Below are 14,549 nucleotides of genomic sequence, written 5' to 3'. Positions count from 1 at the left end.
CCTATTTTCGACGATTTATGGACAATCATGGATTCCAACCCCCTCATTTACTCATAGCTTGTAGAAAAAGAAGAAATGAGGGGATAATTTGTTTGGATATTCAATGATTCAGACGGTACGTAACCATGCGAGTAAGTTAGATCGTCCTTTACGGGATGAGTTAATTAATCTGTATCGCCCTTTTAAATATACACCATGCTTTTTGCATCGATTAGCTGAGAAAAGGTTAAAACGTAAGAAAAAACTGTCAGTTATAGTTCAGTTTCATCCGGAGGCTTATGAATCGGGTTGTCACCAAATAGAGGAGGTCACTAAAAAATATCGGAAAAATAAGTTATATCATTATCATTCGAGGATTTCCTGTTGTTCAGCAGATATGACCCCTGACAGCTTGGATGAGATACTATCAAACTGTAAACATATCAAAAAGGTATATAAGAATAAAGAGGTTCACGCCTTATTGGATGTAGCGGTTGAATCAGCTAACGCGAAACAAGTCATTCGTAATAATACAACATTAACAGGCCAAGGGACCAAAATTGCAATAGTTGATACAGGGGTATATCCTCATCAAGATTTATCAGGAAGAATCACTGATTTTGTGGATTTTGTCAATAATCGCTCTGAACCATACGATGATAACGGTCATGGAACACATTGCGCAGGAGATGCAGCGGGTAATGGTTCTGCTTCTTCAGGAGCGTACGCAGGACCAGCTCCAGAAGCAAATATTGCAGGTGTGAAAGTATTAAATAATGTAGGATCTGGTTCTTTAGATACGATTATCCAAGGTGTAGAATGGTGTATCCAATATAATGAAAATAATCCGGATACTCCGATTGATATCATGAGTATGTCCCTTGGAACAGAGCCACAGGATTATGGAGAAGAAGATCGGGATCCGTTGGTTCAAATTGTAGAGGAAGCATGGAGGAATGGGATTACTGTCTGTGTTGCAGCTGGTAATAGCGGACCTGATCCACAAACCATTTCAAGTCCAGGTCTGAGTGATCGTGTTATTACCGTTGGAGCATTAGATGATCGTGATACCGCAGATACTCGCGGAGATGATGACGTAGCAAGTTTCTCCAGTAGAGGACCAACGATTTACGGTGAAGTGAAACCAGATATTCTAGCACCTGGTGTTGATATTATATCCTTGCGTTCACCAAATTCATATATTGATAAATTGCAAAAATCAAGTCGTGTCGGAGAGGATTACTTTACCATGTCAGGTACGTCGATGGCGACACCAATTTGTGCTGGCGTAGTTAGTTTAATGAAGCAGCATAACCCAGATTTAACACCTGATGAGATAAAAGAACTACTGAAAAATGGAGTGGATTTGTGGGAAGACCGTGATAATAACATCTATGGTGCTGGTTATATCAACGCAGAAAACACCATACCACAGTAGAAGTTGTGATGGAGCGATAAATGGGGACATGCCGTTAATTCATAATTAGATGAGTGAAACAAAAAAGGCTACCATCTCGAGATTTCGTTTCATATCTCGGATGGTAGCTTTTGATTATTGACTATGAATATCCTTTACTTTATAGTATCGGTGTAACAGTCCCTCTGTACAACAGAACAAAAAAGAATTTATGACATATGCTTTATTATGGTGAACAGCCGTCAAACTGTATAGTTAATCATCCATATCGGAGAAATATGCTATTACTGATGGTGATTCACATCATTACAATGCTATTTTGAGGGGCGTAACTATGATTAGAAAGGCAACGAATAGAGATGTGCAGTTTATTTTGTCCAAAGCGAAGGATGCTGCAAATGAAGGTACGTTATCTAAAAAAGCTATCAGTCAAGAACAAGCTGTACAAATGGCGTTATTTACACTTGATCAAAATGGATATTATTTAGTGTATGAACATGTCAATCGAGAAATTACTGGTTGGATTCTGCTTGGGGAAAACGTAGATTATATTACAAATTCACCTCATGCATTTATTTATGAGCTGTATGTTTTACCCGAATATCGGAATCTAGGGATAGCTAAGCAATTATTACAAGCTGCGGTGACTGATAGTAAATATCGTGGTTTTAAAGAAATTCGTCTCAATGTATTTGCCAGCAACTTTGCGAAAGAGATTTATCACCGAATTGGTTTTCAAGATTTACAAACCATAATGTATAAAAAGTTGTAAAAAACGTTGCTGATTGAACTGATTCGAAATACTTAATAAATGTCAAAAAAATAGATAAAAAGTCTTGATTTTTTTGAACGATATTTATATCATAATATATGTAAACGTTTATACTTTACTGCAGGAAAGGATCTGAATGAAAGTGAAAAAAACCATCAAAGACGTGGCCAGAGAGGCAAATGTATCAATTGCGACTGTTTCCAGAGTTATTAATGGGAAAGATAAAGTGAAGCAAGAGACTAGGTTAAAAATACTAGATGCGATTGAAAAAATGAATTTTAAACCAGATTATAGTGCTAGATCTATGAAACAAAAAAAGACAAAAATGATTGGTTTTATCCTTCCAGAGTTAGCAAGCTACTGGTCTGAATTAGCGGAAGTTATTCAAAATGCATTATGGGATAAAGGTTATGCACTATTACTTGCATCACATAATAGAGAAAAGGATAAAATTATATCTGTTTTGGAACTATTTGAAGAAAGAAATGTGGACGGGATTATTGTTGGACCGTTAACACATGGAATGGATGAAAAGGTAAATGAAAAGCTTTCTACTTTCTATGAAAATGGTATATCAATGGTAGGCTTACAAAGCCAAAACTTGTCGGACATTATTTCTGTAGACGTCGATCATTTGGGCGGAGCCATAAATGCTGTAGAATACTTAATAAGCAGAGGACACAATAGTATAGCGTATATTGGAACTGATCGAGCATCTAAACAAAGAGAGCTTGGCTATAAAAATTGCTTGATGACAAACAACATTCCGATAAATGAAGATATTATTTATTCAACGCGCAACGATGCTAATTTTATGGAAATTGGTTATAAAGCAGTGTTAGAATTATTAAAGGGGAACCCAACATTCACGGCTATTTTCTGTGCTAACGATTTAATTGCATATGGTGCGTTAAATGGTATCAGGGAGAAAAAGCTGTTAGTACCTAATGATATTTCCGTTGTAGGTTTCGATGATATTAGCACTTCTAGTATTATTAGTCCATCTTTAACAACTATTAAACAACCAATACATGAAATGGGGAAAACAGCTGTTAATATATTAATTGAACAAATGGAGAGTAGTGAAAGCATTGCTCCTAGAAAAATAATACTTCCTACCCAGTTAATTAAAAGAGACACCTAAAATATTGAAAAAAATGAGAAATTTTATTGAAAATATAAAAATAGTATGGTAACATTTGTTTTAACTAGTAAGCGCTTACTTATAAATGTAAACGTTTATATTTATAAGTGATTAAGTAGGGGTAAATATCATTATTTATGTAGAATCATATGTAAACATCCTGCTTATATCAAGGATTCAATAAAAAATAATGCCTATTGCAACATTTGTCGTAAAATGTAAACGTTTTTATTTTAATTCGGTTTTAGGGAGGTGGAGAAGAAAACAAACCGTTATATTGTATGAGTAATGTAGTCGTAACGCTGTAGTTTATGGCATGAAAATACTAAATCAATCATGGAGGTTTATGTTTATGCGTAACAAAATGCGTTTTTTAAATGTTTTATTACTGGCTATTATTTTTACTATTATTGTAGGGTGTTCAAGTGATTCATCTAGCAGTGAAAATAGGACTAATAATAGTTCTAATGGTAATACTTCTGGTGAAAACAATAAAGGTGAAAGTGGAGAAGTGGTGGAGCTTAGCTTTTGGGATATGTCTTGGGGACCTTCAGAATACATAACAGCAGCTGAAGAAATAGTTGATCAATTCAATAGAGAACACCCTGATATAAATGTAACCTATCAATCTACTCCATGGGCAAACTGGTATCAAACATTTACTACAGCAATCGCATCAGGCACAGCCCCTGATATAAGTACTGGAGCCGGTTTTCAAGCATTCCAATTTTATGGGCAAGATGCTATTTTACCGATTGATGATGTAATTGAAGAATGGGAAGCTGAAGGAAAACTAGATGACTTTTATCCTGGAACTATCGAAGCAATGCAATATGACGGTCATTATCTAGCGTTACCTTGGGGATTAGATACAAGGGTATATTGGTACAGAAAAGACTTATTTGAAGATGCGGGAGTAGAAGTGCCAACAAATTGGGAAGAGTTTCGAGAGGCTGCTAATCAGTTAACTGATGGAGATGGTCAGTATGGATTAGCTATTGAAGGTGGAGCAAATAATGGTGTTCATACTTTATTTACCTTAATCTTCAACAATGGTGGAGGTATTTTTACGGAAGATGGTCATGTAGAGTTAGTGAATAATGAGCTAAATCAGGAGGCAATTCAATTTTTGGCTGATCTACAAGCAGACGGTTCAATTAATCCTGCATCTCCAGGAATGGGACAGGATGATGCATTAAATTCATTTGGACAAGGGAACGCAGCGCTGTACCTTGGTACACCAGGCACAAGAGGTGAATTCCCAGAAATAACGGATGAAGTTGGTATCTTACCAGCTTTAGAAAGTCCCAATGGAAATAAAGGAACTGTTATGTGGGTTAATAACATTATGCTTTATAAGCAAACAGAACATCCGGAAGAAGCTAAAACTTTCTTAAAATGGTGGTCTGAAAATCAGTTGCCGTTATGGACAGAGGGGAATTCTAATCAGTTGCCTGCAAGAGTCTCTTTCTCAGAAGAGCCATATTTTCAAGAAGACCAAGACTATAAATTTGTCTACGATGAGTATATTCCAAATGCATTTACTACCTCTACATATTTTAATGGAAGTTTTCCGGAATTAAATGAAATTGAAGGTGATGGTGTTTTACAATCTTTAGCGCAACAGATTCTTTCAGGAAAAGATGTAATGAGTTCAATGGAAGAAGCAGAAGGAGGTTTACAAGAAATTATGGGTGAATAGATAAAAAATATGGAAGAGTTTTATAAACTAGCTCTTCTTAGATAAAAAACAGGAGGAGGTTCCCTTTGAGTTTACTGAATATAAGTAAAGCAGAGAAACCACTTAATAGGAGAAAAATAGATTGGGCTCCTTATAATTTTCTATTACCATCACTTATTCTTATTGCAATGATCAATCTATACCCTTTAATTGTAGGGGTTATGTACAGTTTGCAAGATGGTACCTTAATACAACCTGGTGATTTTGCAGGCATACAGAACTATATTGATTTGTTTCGAATGTCAGAATTTTATAATTCATTATATTTTAGTACTGTTTTTGCGTTTTTTGCGGTGATTGGGAGTTATTTAGCTGGGTTAGGACTTGCGGTATTGATTAATAAAGATGTATGGCTAAAAGGGTTTTTTAGAGTTGCCCTACTTGTTCCTTGGATTATTCCCTCTATTGTTTCAATTGTAGGTTGGAGATGGTTAATAGCTGATGAAAATGCTCTATTAAATCAAATGATTACTTTTTTTGGCTTTAGTTCAATAAATTTTTTAGGAACAGAAAGTGGAGCTATCTTTTCAGTAATTCTTATTAAAATTTGGAGAAGCTTCCCTTTCATGATGGTATCCATTCTAGCAGCATTACAAACTATTAGTAATGATTTATACGAAGCAGCAACAATAGATGGTGCTAATAGGTGGAAATCATTTCTCCATATCACCTGGCCTTCTATTAAAGGTATTTCTGTTGTTTGTTGGATCCTTATGACTATTTGGTCTTTTAATGATTTTGACACGATCTGGTTACTAACACAGGGTGGTCCAATCAATGCAACAGAAAATTTAATCGTATTAGCATATAATTACACATTTATCAAAAGTGAGTTAGGTATAGGTTCATCCATTGCGATTGTAAGTTTAATCATACTAATGGGGTTAGCTTATTTAATGCTGAGATTTCAAGAAGAAGATTGAAAAAGGGAGAGAGATGGATGAAGAAACATAAAGGGATAAGAAAAACTATTTTGTTTTTTTCTCTAATAGTTATTACATTTTTAATTAATCTACCTATCATCACCATGATATTAAATTCTTTCAAAAGTAATTCTGAAATGAGGACGTCAACTCATATATTACCTCAAAATTTTACTTTGGAGAATTATCTACATTTACATACTCAAACGATGTTTTGGACCCAATTTAAGAATAGTGTAATTGTTACGTTTTGGGGAACTTTATTGAGTATTATTGTTGCGGCATTTGCGGGGTTTGCCATATCTCGGTTTCGTTCAACATTTATTTCTATCTATTCAAAATCATTATTAATGCTGCAAATGTTTCCGATTATTCTCGTGTTGATACCATTATTTATTATGTTTCGACATTTAGAGTTGATTAATACCCTTTACTCAGTGATTATTCTTTATGTTACGCTTCACCTACCTTTTGCAATTTGGATGTATAAGGGTTATTTTGATTCGATACCGCGGGAGTTAGAAGAGGCAGCTAGAATGGATGGTTGTAATCGATTTCAAACCTTTATTAAAATTATTCTTCCTATATCAGGACCTGGTATCGCAGCAGTAGCTATTTTTTCCTTTTTATTTTCATTTAATGAATACTTAATAGCTAATATATTTTTAAAAACAGAGGATGTAATGACTATTCCGGTAGGTATACAGTTATTTATGCAACAGTATAGTTCAGATTGGGGAAGTATAACTGCTGCTGCAACACTAACAATGGTTCCGGTATTTCTTTTCTTTTTATTTGTACAAAAGTATTTTATTGCAGGTAGTGCAGCAGGTGCTGTCAAAGGATAAAGCTGATTCTATTACTTAAGAAAAAGTCAGGAGAGATAATGATGGATCACAAATTAAAGGTAGGAATTATAGGATTAGGAGAAGTAGCACAAATAATACATTTGCCGATATTAGAATCATTATCGGATAAGTATGAAGTGACGGCATTGTGTGATATATCTAAACAGCTATTGCAAACTATAGGTGAAAGGTATAGGGTAACCAACTTATTTACAGATGCCAAAGAGTTAACAAAACAGAAGGATCTTGATGTAATCTTTGTGCTAAATAGTGATGAATATCATACTGACTGTGTAATTTCTGCAGTGCAAAATAAGAAACATGTACTAGTTGAGAAACCAATGTGTTTGACTAAATCTGATGCGGATAGAATTATTGAGGCTCGTGATAAAAATGAAGTGCATGTAATGGTTGGTTATATGAGAAGGTTTGCACCAGCTTTTATTGAGGCAGTACATGAAATGAAGAAGTTAGACAAAATTAATTATGTGAAAGTACGTGATATTATAGGGCAAAACAGCTTGTTTATAGAACAAAGCAGTAATGTTCTTCGGTTTAATGATATGCCCAAAGATGCAATGGTTGATAAAGAAGAGCGAGCTATGAAAATGGTGAATGAAGCAATTGGAGAAGATGCACCTGATACATTACGCACTACTTATCGGTTGTTGTGTGGGTTAAGTAGTCATGATTTATCTGCAATGCGTGAATTAATTGGATTTCCGAATAGAGTTGTGTCGGCATCTAATTGGAACGGAGGTAAGTTTATAACAGCAACTTTAGAATATGACGATTTTTATACTACCTTTGAAACTGGAATAGATAATATTATTAGGTTTGATGCCCATATTGAGGTGTTTGGAAACAATAAACAACTAACAGTTCAATACAATACGCCCTATATTCGTCATTTACCTACTAATTTAATTTTAGCCAAAACAGTAAATGGTAACTATTCAGAGTGCGTGACAAGACCGACATTTAAGGATCCCTATACCCTGGAATTAGAACATTTTTTTGAGGTTGTGACCAAAGGGATTTTGCTAAAAACGACACCTGAAGATTTTAAAAAGGACTTAGAATTATTTGATATGATTATTGAAAAATTAAGGTAGGGTTTGTTCACCTTCATTAGCTTTTTTAGGTAATGAAGGTGAGCAAAAGGACAATACATTCGGATTCGCTAAAAATGATATATACAAAACCTATAAGCGAAAGAAGGAAGCTATACGAGGAAGTTAATAAAATAACTTTAATTTTGAAAATTTATTGACAATTATTACATGGTTTGGTATCTTTACCAATGTAAAGGTTTACATTAATGTATTATATAGATGTTGGCGCTTTATCTTGATATTTCATGCTTGTTTATAGCTGGTATCTATATATTATAGGTCTTCTTATGAAAAGGATTACATCACAAGTTATCACTTCAACCCTTCAACCTAGATATCTCCCATTTAAAATCAAACCCATATTAATATCACCTATGATTATTTCTACTGAAAATACAATGATACTCAATTTCTAAAACTCAAAGAATTATTTACTGCTAATAAGATTTGCTAGCCAAAAAATAGAATACGAACCGAAACTCTTTGTAATTGTCTAATTTAAGGGGGTGATTAATGGAGTTCGAGCAGAATGCAGAATAGAGTGGTTTTTAATTACTAACAGCAACAGGTCTAGGCATCTAAGGATTAAATCAAATCGGAGGTGTCAAACGAATGGTAAAAAAGAAAATCGGTAGTATTTTCTTCATTGCAATCATTGTATTGTCGACATTGGTATCGCCATTGATGCAACCAATAACGACTTCCGCACATGAAGGAGACCATGAAGACGGAGAAGTACACAAGTTGTTAGTTGTTACCCATACTGCAGGTTATCGTCATGCATCAATCGAAGATATTAAAGACGTGATGCCTCAGTGGGGAGAAGAAAATGGCTTTGAAGTAACGTTTGTTGATGGAACAGATCAGGCGAGAGAAGGTGATTTGTCATTGGACGAAGCTTTCACACCTGAATTTCTTGCAGATTATGATGCCATCATGTTTGGTAATACAACTATGAACTTCGGAACAGAAGAACAAAGAGATGCAATTATTGATTTTGTAGAAAATGGTGGTGGCTTCATTGGAGCACACGCTGCTATTGATACAGGATATGATTGGCCAGAATATGGTGAAATGGTAGGGGCTTACTTTGATTCTCACCCTTGGACACAAGAAGTAAATTTCTTAGTAGAGGATAGTGAACACCCCGCGACAGAACATCTTACAAGTGGAGAATGGACAAAACTGGAAGAAGTTTATATTTTCCCTGAAGATATGAACCCACGTGATGCTGGAAAGCATATTTTGCTAAGCCTAGATACCGATTCTGTGGAAGGTGAACGTGGCGGTCAATTTGATGATCACCCAACTTCTTGGTGTAGCCCTCAAGAAGCAGGACGTGTATTCATTACAGCGTTAGGGCACCATTCACAAACTTGGACATCAGAGGAAAAATTTGAACAACATTTTCTTGGAGGTTTAGAGTATGTTTTCGGTATGGCAACGGATACAAACTGTGATGAACCTTCTCCAAAACCAGGATTAGTTTCTGAAACATTAACAGATGCAGTTCCACGTCCCACTTCATTAGAAGTAACGGATGATAACCGTGTATTCTCAATTAGTATCAATGGTGGTGTGTATGAAACACAACCAAATGGTTCTACAAATCAAATTTTAGACATTGATACAACAACTGAAGGGGAACATGGTGTAATGGGAATTGCCTTAGACCCTGAGTTTGATGAAAATGGTTACGTTTACATTTACTACTCCGTACCAGGATACACTGAAGATGGGGAAATTATTAATAATCTATCTCGCTTTGATTATGCAGATGGCACAATTGACCCGGATTCAGAAGAAATTTTATTGGAAGTTCCTTCTGATCCACAATGTTGTCACCAAGCTGGTTTCTTAGAATTTGGGCCAGATGACAAGTTATATTTAACGCTAGGGGATAACTATCCAGCAACAAATGGACCACAAGTAAATTCGATTACTACTTCTCAAAACCTAGGAGATTTACGAGGTAGTATTCTACGTCTAAACAAAGACGGTTCCGTACCTGAAGATAACCCATTTGTAGATGTAGAAGGTGCACGTGGTGAAATTTATGCTTATGGTTTCCGAAATCCTTATCGTATCTCCTTTGATCCAGAAACTGGATACATTTATGAAGGGGATGTTGGACCAGATGGAGAAGATTATGATGAATTTAATGTTATTACCGAGCCAGGGCAAAACTTTGGATGGCCATATGTAAATGGAGATAATCCTTATGATGAATTTACTGATCGCTTCGTAGAGTTTGCTGAGAACTTCGATTTCAGTACCATCAGAGGTGATCTATCTGCAGAAGATATTTTAACTACTCCAGATGAAATACTTGATTTCGCTGAGAATGAAGCAACTTATCCAATTGCGTTCTATCCATATGGAGAAAAAGAGCCTTGGGGTAGTGGTGGACGTTCAGCAAGTGCAGGTCCAGTTTATCAGCCAGGGACTGGTGAAAATGCACTGCCATCTTCTTACCATGGAAAACTACTATTCTATGATTTTGCTCGAGGATGGATGAAGGCAGTAGACACTGATGAAAATGGTGAGATCGTATCAGTCGACGATTTCATTGAAGGTTTAAAACTACCAATGGATGTCGAAGTAGGACCGGATGGAAGCATCTATATTGCTGAGTTTGGTAACTCTTGGTGGGAAGTAAATGAAGAATCTGGTATTCGCAAGGTTTCTTGGGGAGTACTAGAGCGTGCACCTGAAGTACAAGTAGAAGCAAGTGCGGAATATGTACAAGTAGGTGAAGAAGTATCCTTCGATACTAGCGGTACTCAAGATCCAGATGGAGATGAGATTACATTTGCCTGGGATTTCGATGATGGTAATACATCAACAGAAGCTAATCCAGTTCATACGTTCACTGAAAATGGTTCATACAATGTTCGTTTAACTGTTACAGATACAACAGGTAAGACGGCAAACTGGAGTAAAACCATCGTAGTTGGTAATACGCCTCCAGTGGTAGAAATTGACGACTACGAAGGCAAAACATTCTTCAACAACGGTGATACGATTACCGTTACTGGTAGTGCAACTGATCAAGAAGATGGAGAAATTGCCTGTGAAAACTTAGAATGGCGACTAGATTTACTTCATGATGATCATGGTCATCCGCAAGAGTATAAAACTGGATGCGAAGCCACTTATACTCTATTGGATGAAGGTCATAACTATAATGATAACATATGGTGGCAATTGAGTCTAGTTGCGACTGATAATGGTAACGATGGTGCACCAGCACTTGAAGGTATTGAAACTATTGAATTTATCAAACCACGTATTGAAGCAGAGTACTATGATGACAAGTCATCTGGTATAGACACAGAAAGTACTTCTGATGAAGGCGGCGGTCAGAATGTCGGATGGACTGGCGAAGGTGAATGGTTGAAATTTGAAGACTTAAACTTAGAGCAAATGGAAGAAGTCTATTTCCGACATGCTTCTAATTTTGATGCAGAAATTGAATTACGTCTAGATTCTCCTGACGGAGAAACAATTGCATCTGTAAGCCCAGAAGCTACTGGTGATTGGCAAGCATGGGAAACAATTGGTTCCGAACTTGCTAGTGTATCTGGCGTCCATGATGTTTATGTTTATTGGGTATCAGGTGAAGTAAACATTAATTGGATTCAATTTGCAGGTGAGAACTTCCCGGCACCAGGTGAAGATTCCGTCATTGTAGAAGATGCGAATGCATTAAATGACATGGTTAATCAATACAAAGAATCTGGTGATATTACAGATGAAGAAGTGGCTCGTTTATTAAATACGCATTTAACTTCTGTAAGTCAATATGAAGAAAATGATCAAGCTGATAAAGTGGTCAAACACTTAAATGGCTTCCTAGACTTGATAGAACACCAAAATCAAGAAGGAATCTTAACTGATCAAGCTTATCAGCAATTAGCAGCAGGAACTGAATATTTAATAGCAAATTGGCAGTAAGTAGTTTGGTATTTACCCTTCTGTGGCAGTTAGAAATCTGTCGCAGAAGGGGAGTATGACGAAGGGTTGGATATTGCAATGAATAATATATGGCTTTTACAAGCAAATAAGAATGCGATAAAAAGACGGACAACCTTTTCGATACAAATACTTGTTATTTTATATGTGTTACTTCTACTGATTAGCCAACTAACATCACCAACTGTTGCTTATTTTGATGATTCTGAAACTGTTACAATAACCATTTCTACCGGTGCGGAGGAACAGGAAGAATTAATGAATTAAGTATAAAAATGTAACAAATAACTGTGATCGAACGTAGCAAAAGGTGTTTCAAGAATCTATCTACCATCTAAACTATGTTCAGATAATAAATTTTATAAAGTATCGGGGTGTTGTTCAACCATGAAGTGGAATAAAATCTTTAAAATGATTAACAACATTATTACAGGTCTATTGTTTATTGTATTAGTATTTTCTGTAATCGTTGTCATTTCTGTGCGTGCATCAGGTGGAGAACCAACTGTTTTCGGACATCAATTGAAAACAGTATTGTCTGGATCAATGGAACCAGAGATTCAGACAGGTTCGGTTATTTTAATTCAAGTCGGTGGTGATATGACCAGATTTGATGAAAGGGACGTTATCACGTTTAGAACAAAAGATAATATTCTTATTACCCATAGAATTGTGGAAGTGAAGGGAAATGGGCAACAGTATATTACAGAAGGAGACAATAACGATGGACCAGATATGGAACCGGTACTTTCTGAGAACATAGTAGGGCAATACACAGGTATTCACTTACCATATGTTGGGTATATCACAAACTTTGCTAATACAAAACAAGGGCTTGCGTTATTATTTATTGTTCCCGGTGTTTTTCTACTTACTTATTCAGTAATAAGTATTTGGCAAGCGCTAAAACAACTGGATAGTCAACAAAGAGAAAGAACAGAAGAATCAAAGATAGTATCTTCTCAAGCCAATAAAAAAGTTTAAGTTAAATAATATCTAATTATTAGGAGGACGCTAAGATGGGGATTAAAAAGAAATTAGGGATGAGTATTGCAACTGCAGCGTTAGGTTTATCACTAGTTGGTGGTGGAACTTTCGCATACTTTAGCGATAGTGAAGTAACAAATAGTACATTTGCTGCTGGTACGTTAGATTTAACTGCTGAGCCAACAGAAATTATTAATATTGACAATCTAAAGCCAGGCGACCAAATGATTCGTACATTTGAGTTACAAAATAATGGTTCATTAGATATCGCTAGGGTTCTATTGGATACTGATTATTCCGTCATAGATGCAAATGATGACAACACCGAAGATTTTGGTGAACATATCAAAGTAGAATTTTTAATGAACCTAGATAAATTTGATGAGGTTGTCTATGAAACTACTTTGGCAGATCTTAAATCTATGACACCTGAAGCTGTTGCTGAATCTGCTATTATTCCAATTTTAGGAGAAGAAGGACTTCCATCAGGTACATTAGATGATCTTTCAGTAAAGTTTGTATTTGTTGATAATGGAGAAGATCAAAACCAATTCCAAGGAGATTCTTTAGAATTAGAATGGACATTTAATGCACAACAAACTGATGGTGAACAGAATTAATTTTCTGTTGGGATTAAAATCTAAATAAAAATTGTTTCCTAGGGACGCCCATTCTGCTTCCCTAGGAACTACAAACTAGACTTTATAAGTGTATAAGATTTTTAAACTAGGGGTGATAGCTTTGAAATTAGCATACAGTACAAATGGTTATCAAAATATGACATTAACAAATGCCGTTTCTGAAATAGGGAAAACAGGTTATCAAGGTGTGGAAATACTTGCAGATACCCCTCATGCATTTCCTCCTTCAACTAATGCAAATTGGGTAAAGGATTTGAAGTATGAATTAGATAAATATCAATTAGAAGTATCTAATATTAATGGAAATACGGTTGCGGGCTTCTTTTTTGATCCAACAGGAGAGCCTACATTTGAACCGTCTATTTGTAATGCTGATAAACAAAAAAGATCGAAGCGAATTGCATATACAAAAGCTTGTATAGATATGGCTGTTGAGTTAGAGGCAAAAAACATTAGTATTACAAGTGGAATGTGTCTTCCAGGTAATCCTCCTAATCAGGCGCTTATTCAATTAGTTGAGTCGCTTAAAGAAATTATGGAGTATGCCGAAGCAAAACAAATAAATGTAGGAATCGAATATGAACCAGGACTTTTAGTTGAAAATGGCAGAGAGCTATTAGAAGTTATCGATTTAGTAGGTTCGGATCGACTAGGTGCAAATTTAGACTTAGGTCATGCGGAGGTAATCGGAGAAAATTTACCCGAGTTATTATCAAATTTCAAAAATAGAATATGGAATTTGCATATGGAAGATATCGCTTATCAGAAGCATTATCATTTAATACCAGGTGATGGAACGATGGATTTTGATTCGATTTTTCGAGTGTTGAATGAAATTGAATATGATGGTTTTGTAACAGTAGAACTATATACGTATTCGCACGATCCTATTTATGCTTCAAAGCGCTCCTATGAATTTTTAGAGCGTTATATAAATATTTCAATATAATAACAAAAATTATAAATAGGGAGCATTCCTGTTATGAAGAAATTTGAGGTTTGAATAA

12 protein-coding genes are annotated in these 14,549 nt (G+C 35.6%); all 12 read left to right on the top strand.

The features are described from left to right. Positions 1-88: 88 nt before the first annotated feature. The 12 genes from GH715_RS09810 (at position 89) to GH715_RS09755 (ending at position 14,491) form a co-directional block, all read left to right on the top strand. Positions 89-1,417 carry a S8 family peptidase gene (locus GH715_RS09810; RefSeq protein ID WP_153836222.1) on the top strand — a complete coding sequence of 443 codons (1,329 nt, stop codon included), beginning with the start codon at positions 89-91 and terminating at the stop codon, positions 1,415-1,417. A 313-nt stretch (positions 1,418-1,730) separates the two neighbouring features. Beyond that, the gene (locus GH715_RS09805) at positions 1,731-2,168 is read left to right on the top strand and encodes a GNAT family N-acetyltransferase (RefSeq protein WP_153836223.1); all 438 of its coding nucleotides are present in this window, start codon (positions 1,731-1,733) and stop codon (positions 2,166-2,168) included. A 136-nt stretch (positions 2,169-2,304) separates the two neighbouring features. Next, the gene (locus GH715_RS09800; protein ID WP_153836224.1) at positions 2,305-3,312 is read left to right on the top strand and encodes a LacI family DNA-binding transcriptional regulator; all 1,008 of its coding nucleotides are present in this window, start codon (positions 2,305-2,307) and stop codon (positions 3,310-3,312) included. A gap of 352 nt (positions 3,313-3,664) precedes the next feature. After that, positions 3,665-5,014 carry an ABC transporter substrate-binding protein gene (locus GH715_RS09795; RefSeq protein ID WP_153836225.1) on the top strand — a complete coding sequence of 450 codons (1,350 nt, stop codon included), beginning with the start codon at positions 3,665-3,667 and terminating at the stop codon, positions 5,012-5,014. A gap of 65 nt (positions 5,015-5,079) precedes the next feature. After that, positions 5,080-5,976, top strand: a complete 897-nt coding sequence (locus GH715_RS09790; RefSeq protein WP_153836226.1) for a carbohydrate ABC transporter permease — start codon at positions 5,080-5,082, stop codon at positions 5,974-5,976. 17 nt (positions 5,977-5,993) lie between these two features. Further along, positions 5,994-6,824, top strand: coding sequence for a carbohydrate ABC transporter permease (locus GH715_RS09785; protein ID WP_153836227.1), 831 nt, complete (start codon positions 5,994-5,996; stop codon positions 6,822-6,824). 41 nt (positions 6,825-6,865) lie between these two features. Next, positions 6,866-7,939: a Gfo/Idh/MocA family protein gene (locus GH715_RS09780; protein ID WP_153836228.1), complete on the top strand. Its 1,074-nt coding sequence runs from the start codon at positions 6,866-6,868 to the stop codon at positions 7,937-7,939. Between the two features lie 612 nt (positions 7,940-8,551). Then, on the top strand, positions 8,552-11,896 hold the full coding sequence (locus GH715_RS09775) for a ThuA domain-containing protein (protein ID WP_153836229.1): 3,345 nt from the start codon (positions 8,552-8,554) through the stop codon (positions 11,894-11,896). Positions 11,897-11,974: 78 nt separating this feature from the next. Beyond that, positions 11,975-12,181, top strand: coding sequence for a SipW-dependent-type signal peptide-containing protein (locus GH715_RS09770; protein ID WP_153836230.1), 207 nt, complete (start codon positions 11,975-11,977; stop codon positions 12,179-12,181). 120 nt (positions 12,182-12,301) lie between these two features. After that, positions 12,302-12,898: a signal peptidase I SipW gene (sipW, locus tag GH715_RS09765; RefSeq protein WP_153836231.1), complete on the top strand. Its 597-nt coding sequence runs from the start codon at positions 12,302-12,304 to the stop codon at positions 12,896-12,898. A 35-nt stretch (positions 12,899-12,933) separates the two neighbouring features. Further along, entirely contained in the window at positions 12,934-13,521 is a 588-nt protein-coding gene (locus tag GH715_RS09760; RefSeq protein WP_153836232.1) for a CalY family protein, read from the top strand. 112 nt (positions 13,522-13,633) lie between these two features. Continuing rightward, positions 13,634-14,491 carry a sugar phosphate isomerase/epimerase family protein gene (locus GH715_RS09755; protein ID WP_324186996.1) on the top strand — a complete coding sequence of 286 codons (858 nt, stop codon included), beginning with the start codon at positions 13,634-13,636 and terminating at the stop codon, positions 14,489-14,491. Positions 14,492-14,549: the final 58 nt, after the last annotated feature.

The sequence above is a fragment of the Gracilibacillus thailandensis genome (assembly GCF_010994055.1).
Classification (GTDB): domain Bacteria; phylum Bacillota; class Bacilli; order Bacillales; family Amphibacillaceae; genus Gracilibacillus; species Gracilibacillus lacisalsi.
The sequence above is the reverse complement of the archived record's forward strand: the minus strand, read 5'-3'. Positions and strand labels throughout refer to the sequence as shown.

Excerpts from the sequence above, each read along its gene's own strand:
- GH715_RS09805 (WP_153836223.1), top strand. The coding sequence starts at position 1,731 with ATGATTAGAAAGGCAACGAATAGAGATGTGCAGTTTATTTTGTCCAAA.
- GH715_RS09800 (WP_153836224.1), top strand. The coding sequence starts at position 2,305 with ATGAAAGTGAAAAAAACCATCAAAGACGTGGCCAGAGAGGCAAATGTA.
- GH715_RS09795 (WP_153836225.1), top strand. The coding sequence starts at position 3,665 with ATGCGTAACAAAATGCGTTTTTTAAATGTTTTATTACTGGCTATTATT.
- GH715_RS09785 (WP_153836227.1), top strand. The coding sequence starts at position 5,994 with ATGAAGAAACATAAAGGGATAAGAAAAACTATTTTGTTTTTTTCTCTA.
- GH715_RS09780 (WP_153836228.1), top strand. The coding sequence starts at position 6,866 with ATGGATCACAAATTAAAGGTAGGAATTATAGGATTAGGAGAAGTAGCA.
- GH715_RS09775 (WP_153836229.1), top strand. The coding sequence starts at position 8,552 with ATGGTAAAAAAGAAAATCGGTAGTATTTTCTTCATTGCAATCATTGTA.
- GH715_RS09770 (WP_153836230.1), top strand. The coding sequence starts at position 11,975 with ATGAATAATATATGGCTTTTACAAGCAAATAAGAATGCGATAAAAAGA.
- sipW (WP_153836231.1), top strand. The coding sequence starts at position 12,302 with ATGAAGTGGAATAAAATCTTTAAAATGATTAACAACATTATTACAGGT.
- GH715_RS09760 (WP_153836232.1), top strand. The coding sequence starts at position 12,934 with ATGGGGATTAAAAAGAAATTAGGGATGAGTATTGCAACTGCAGCGTTA.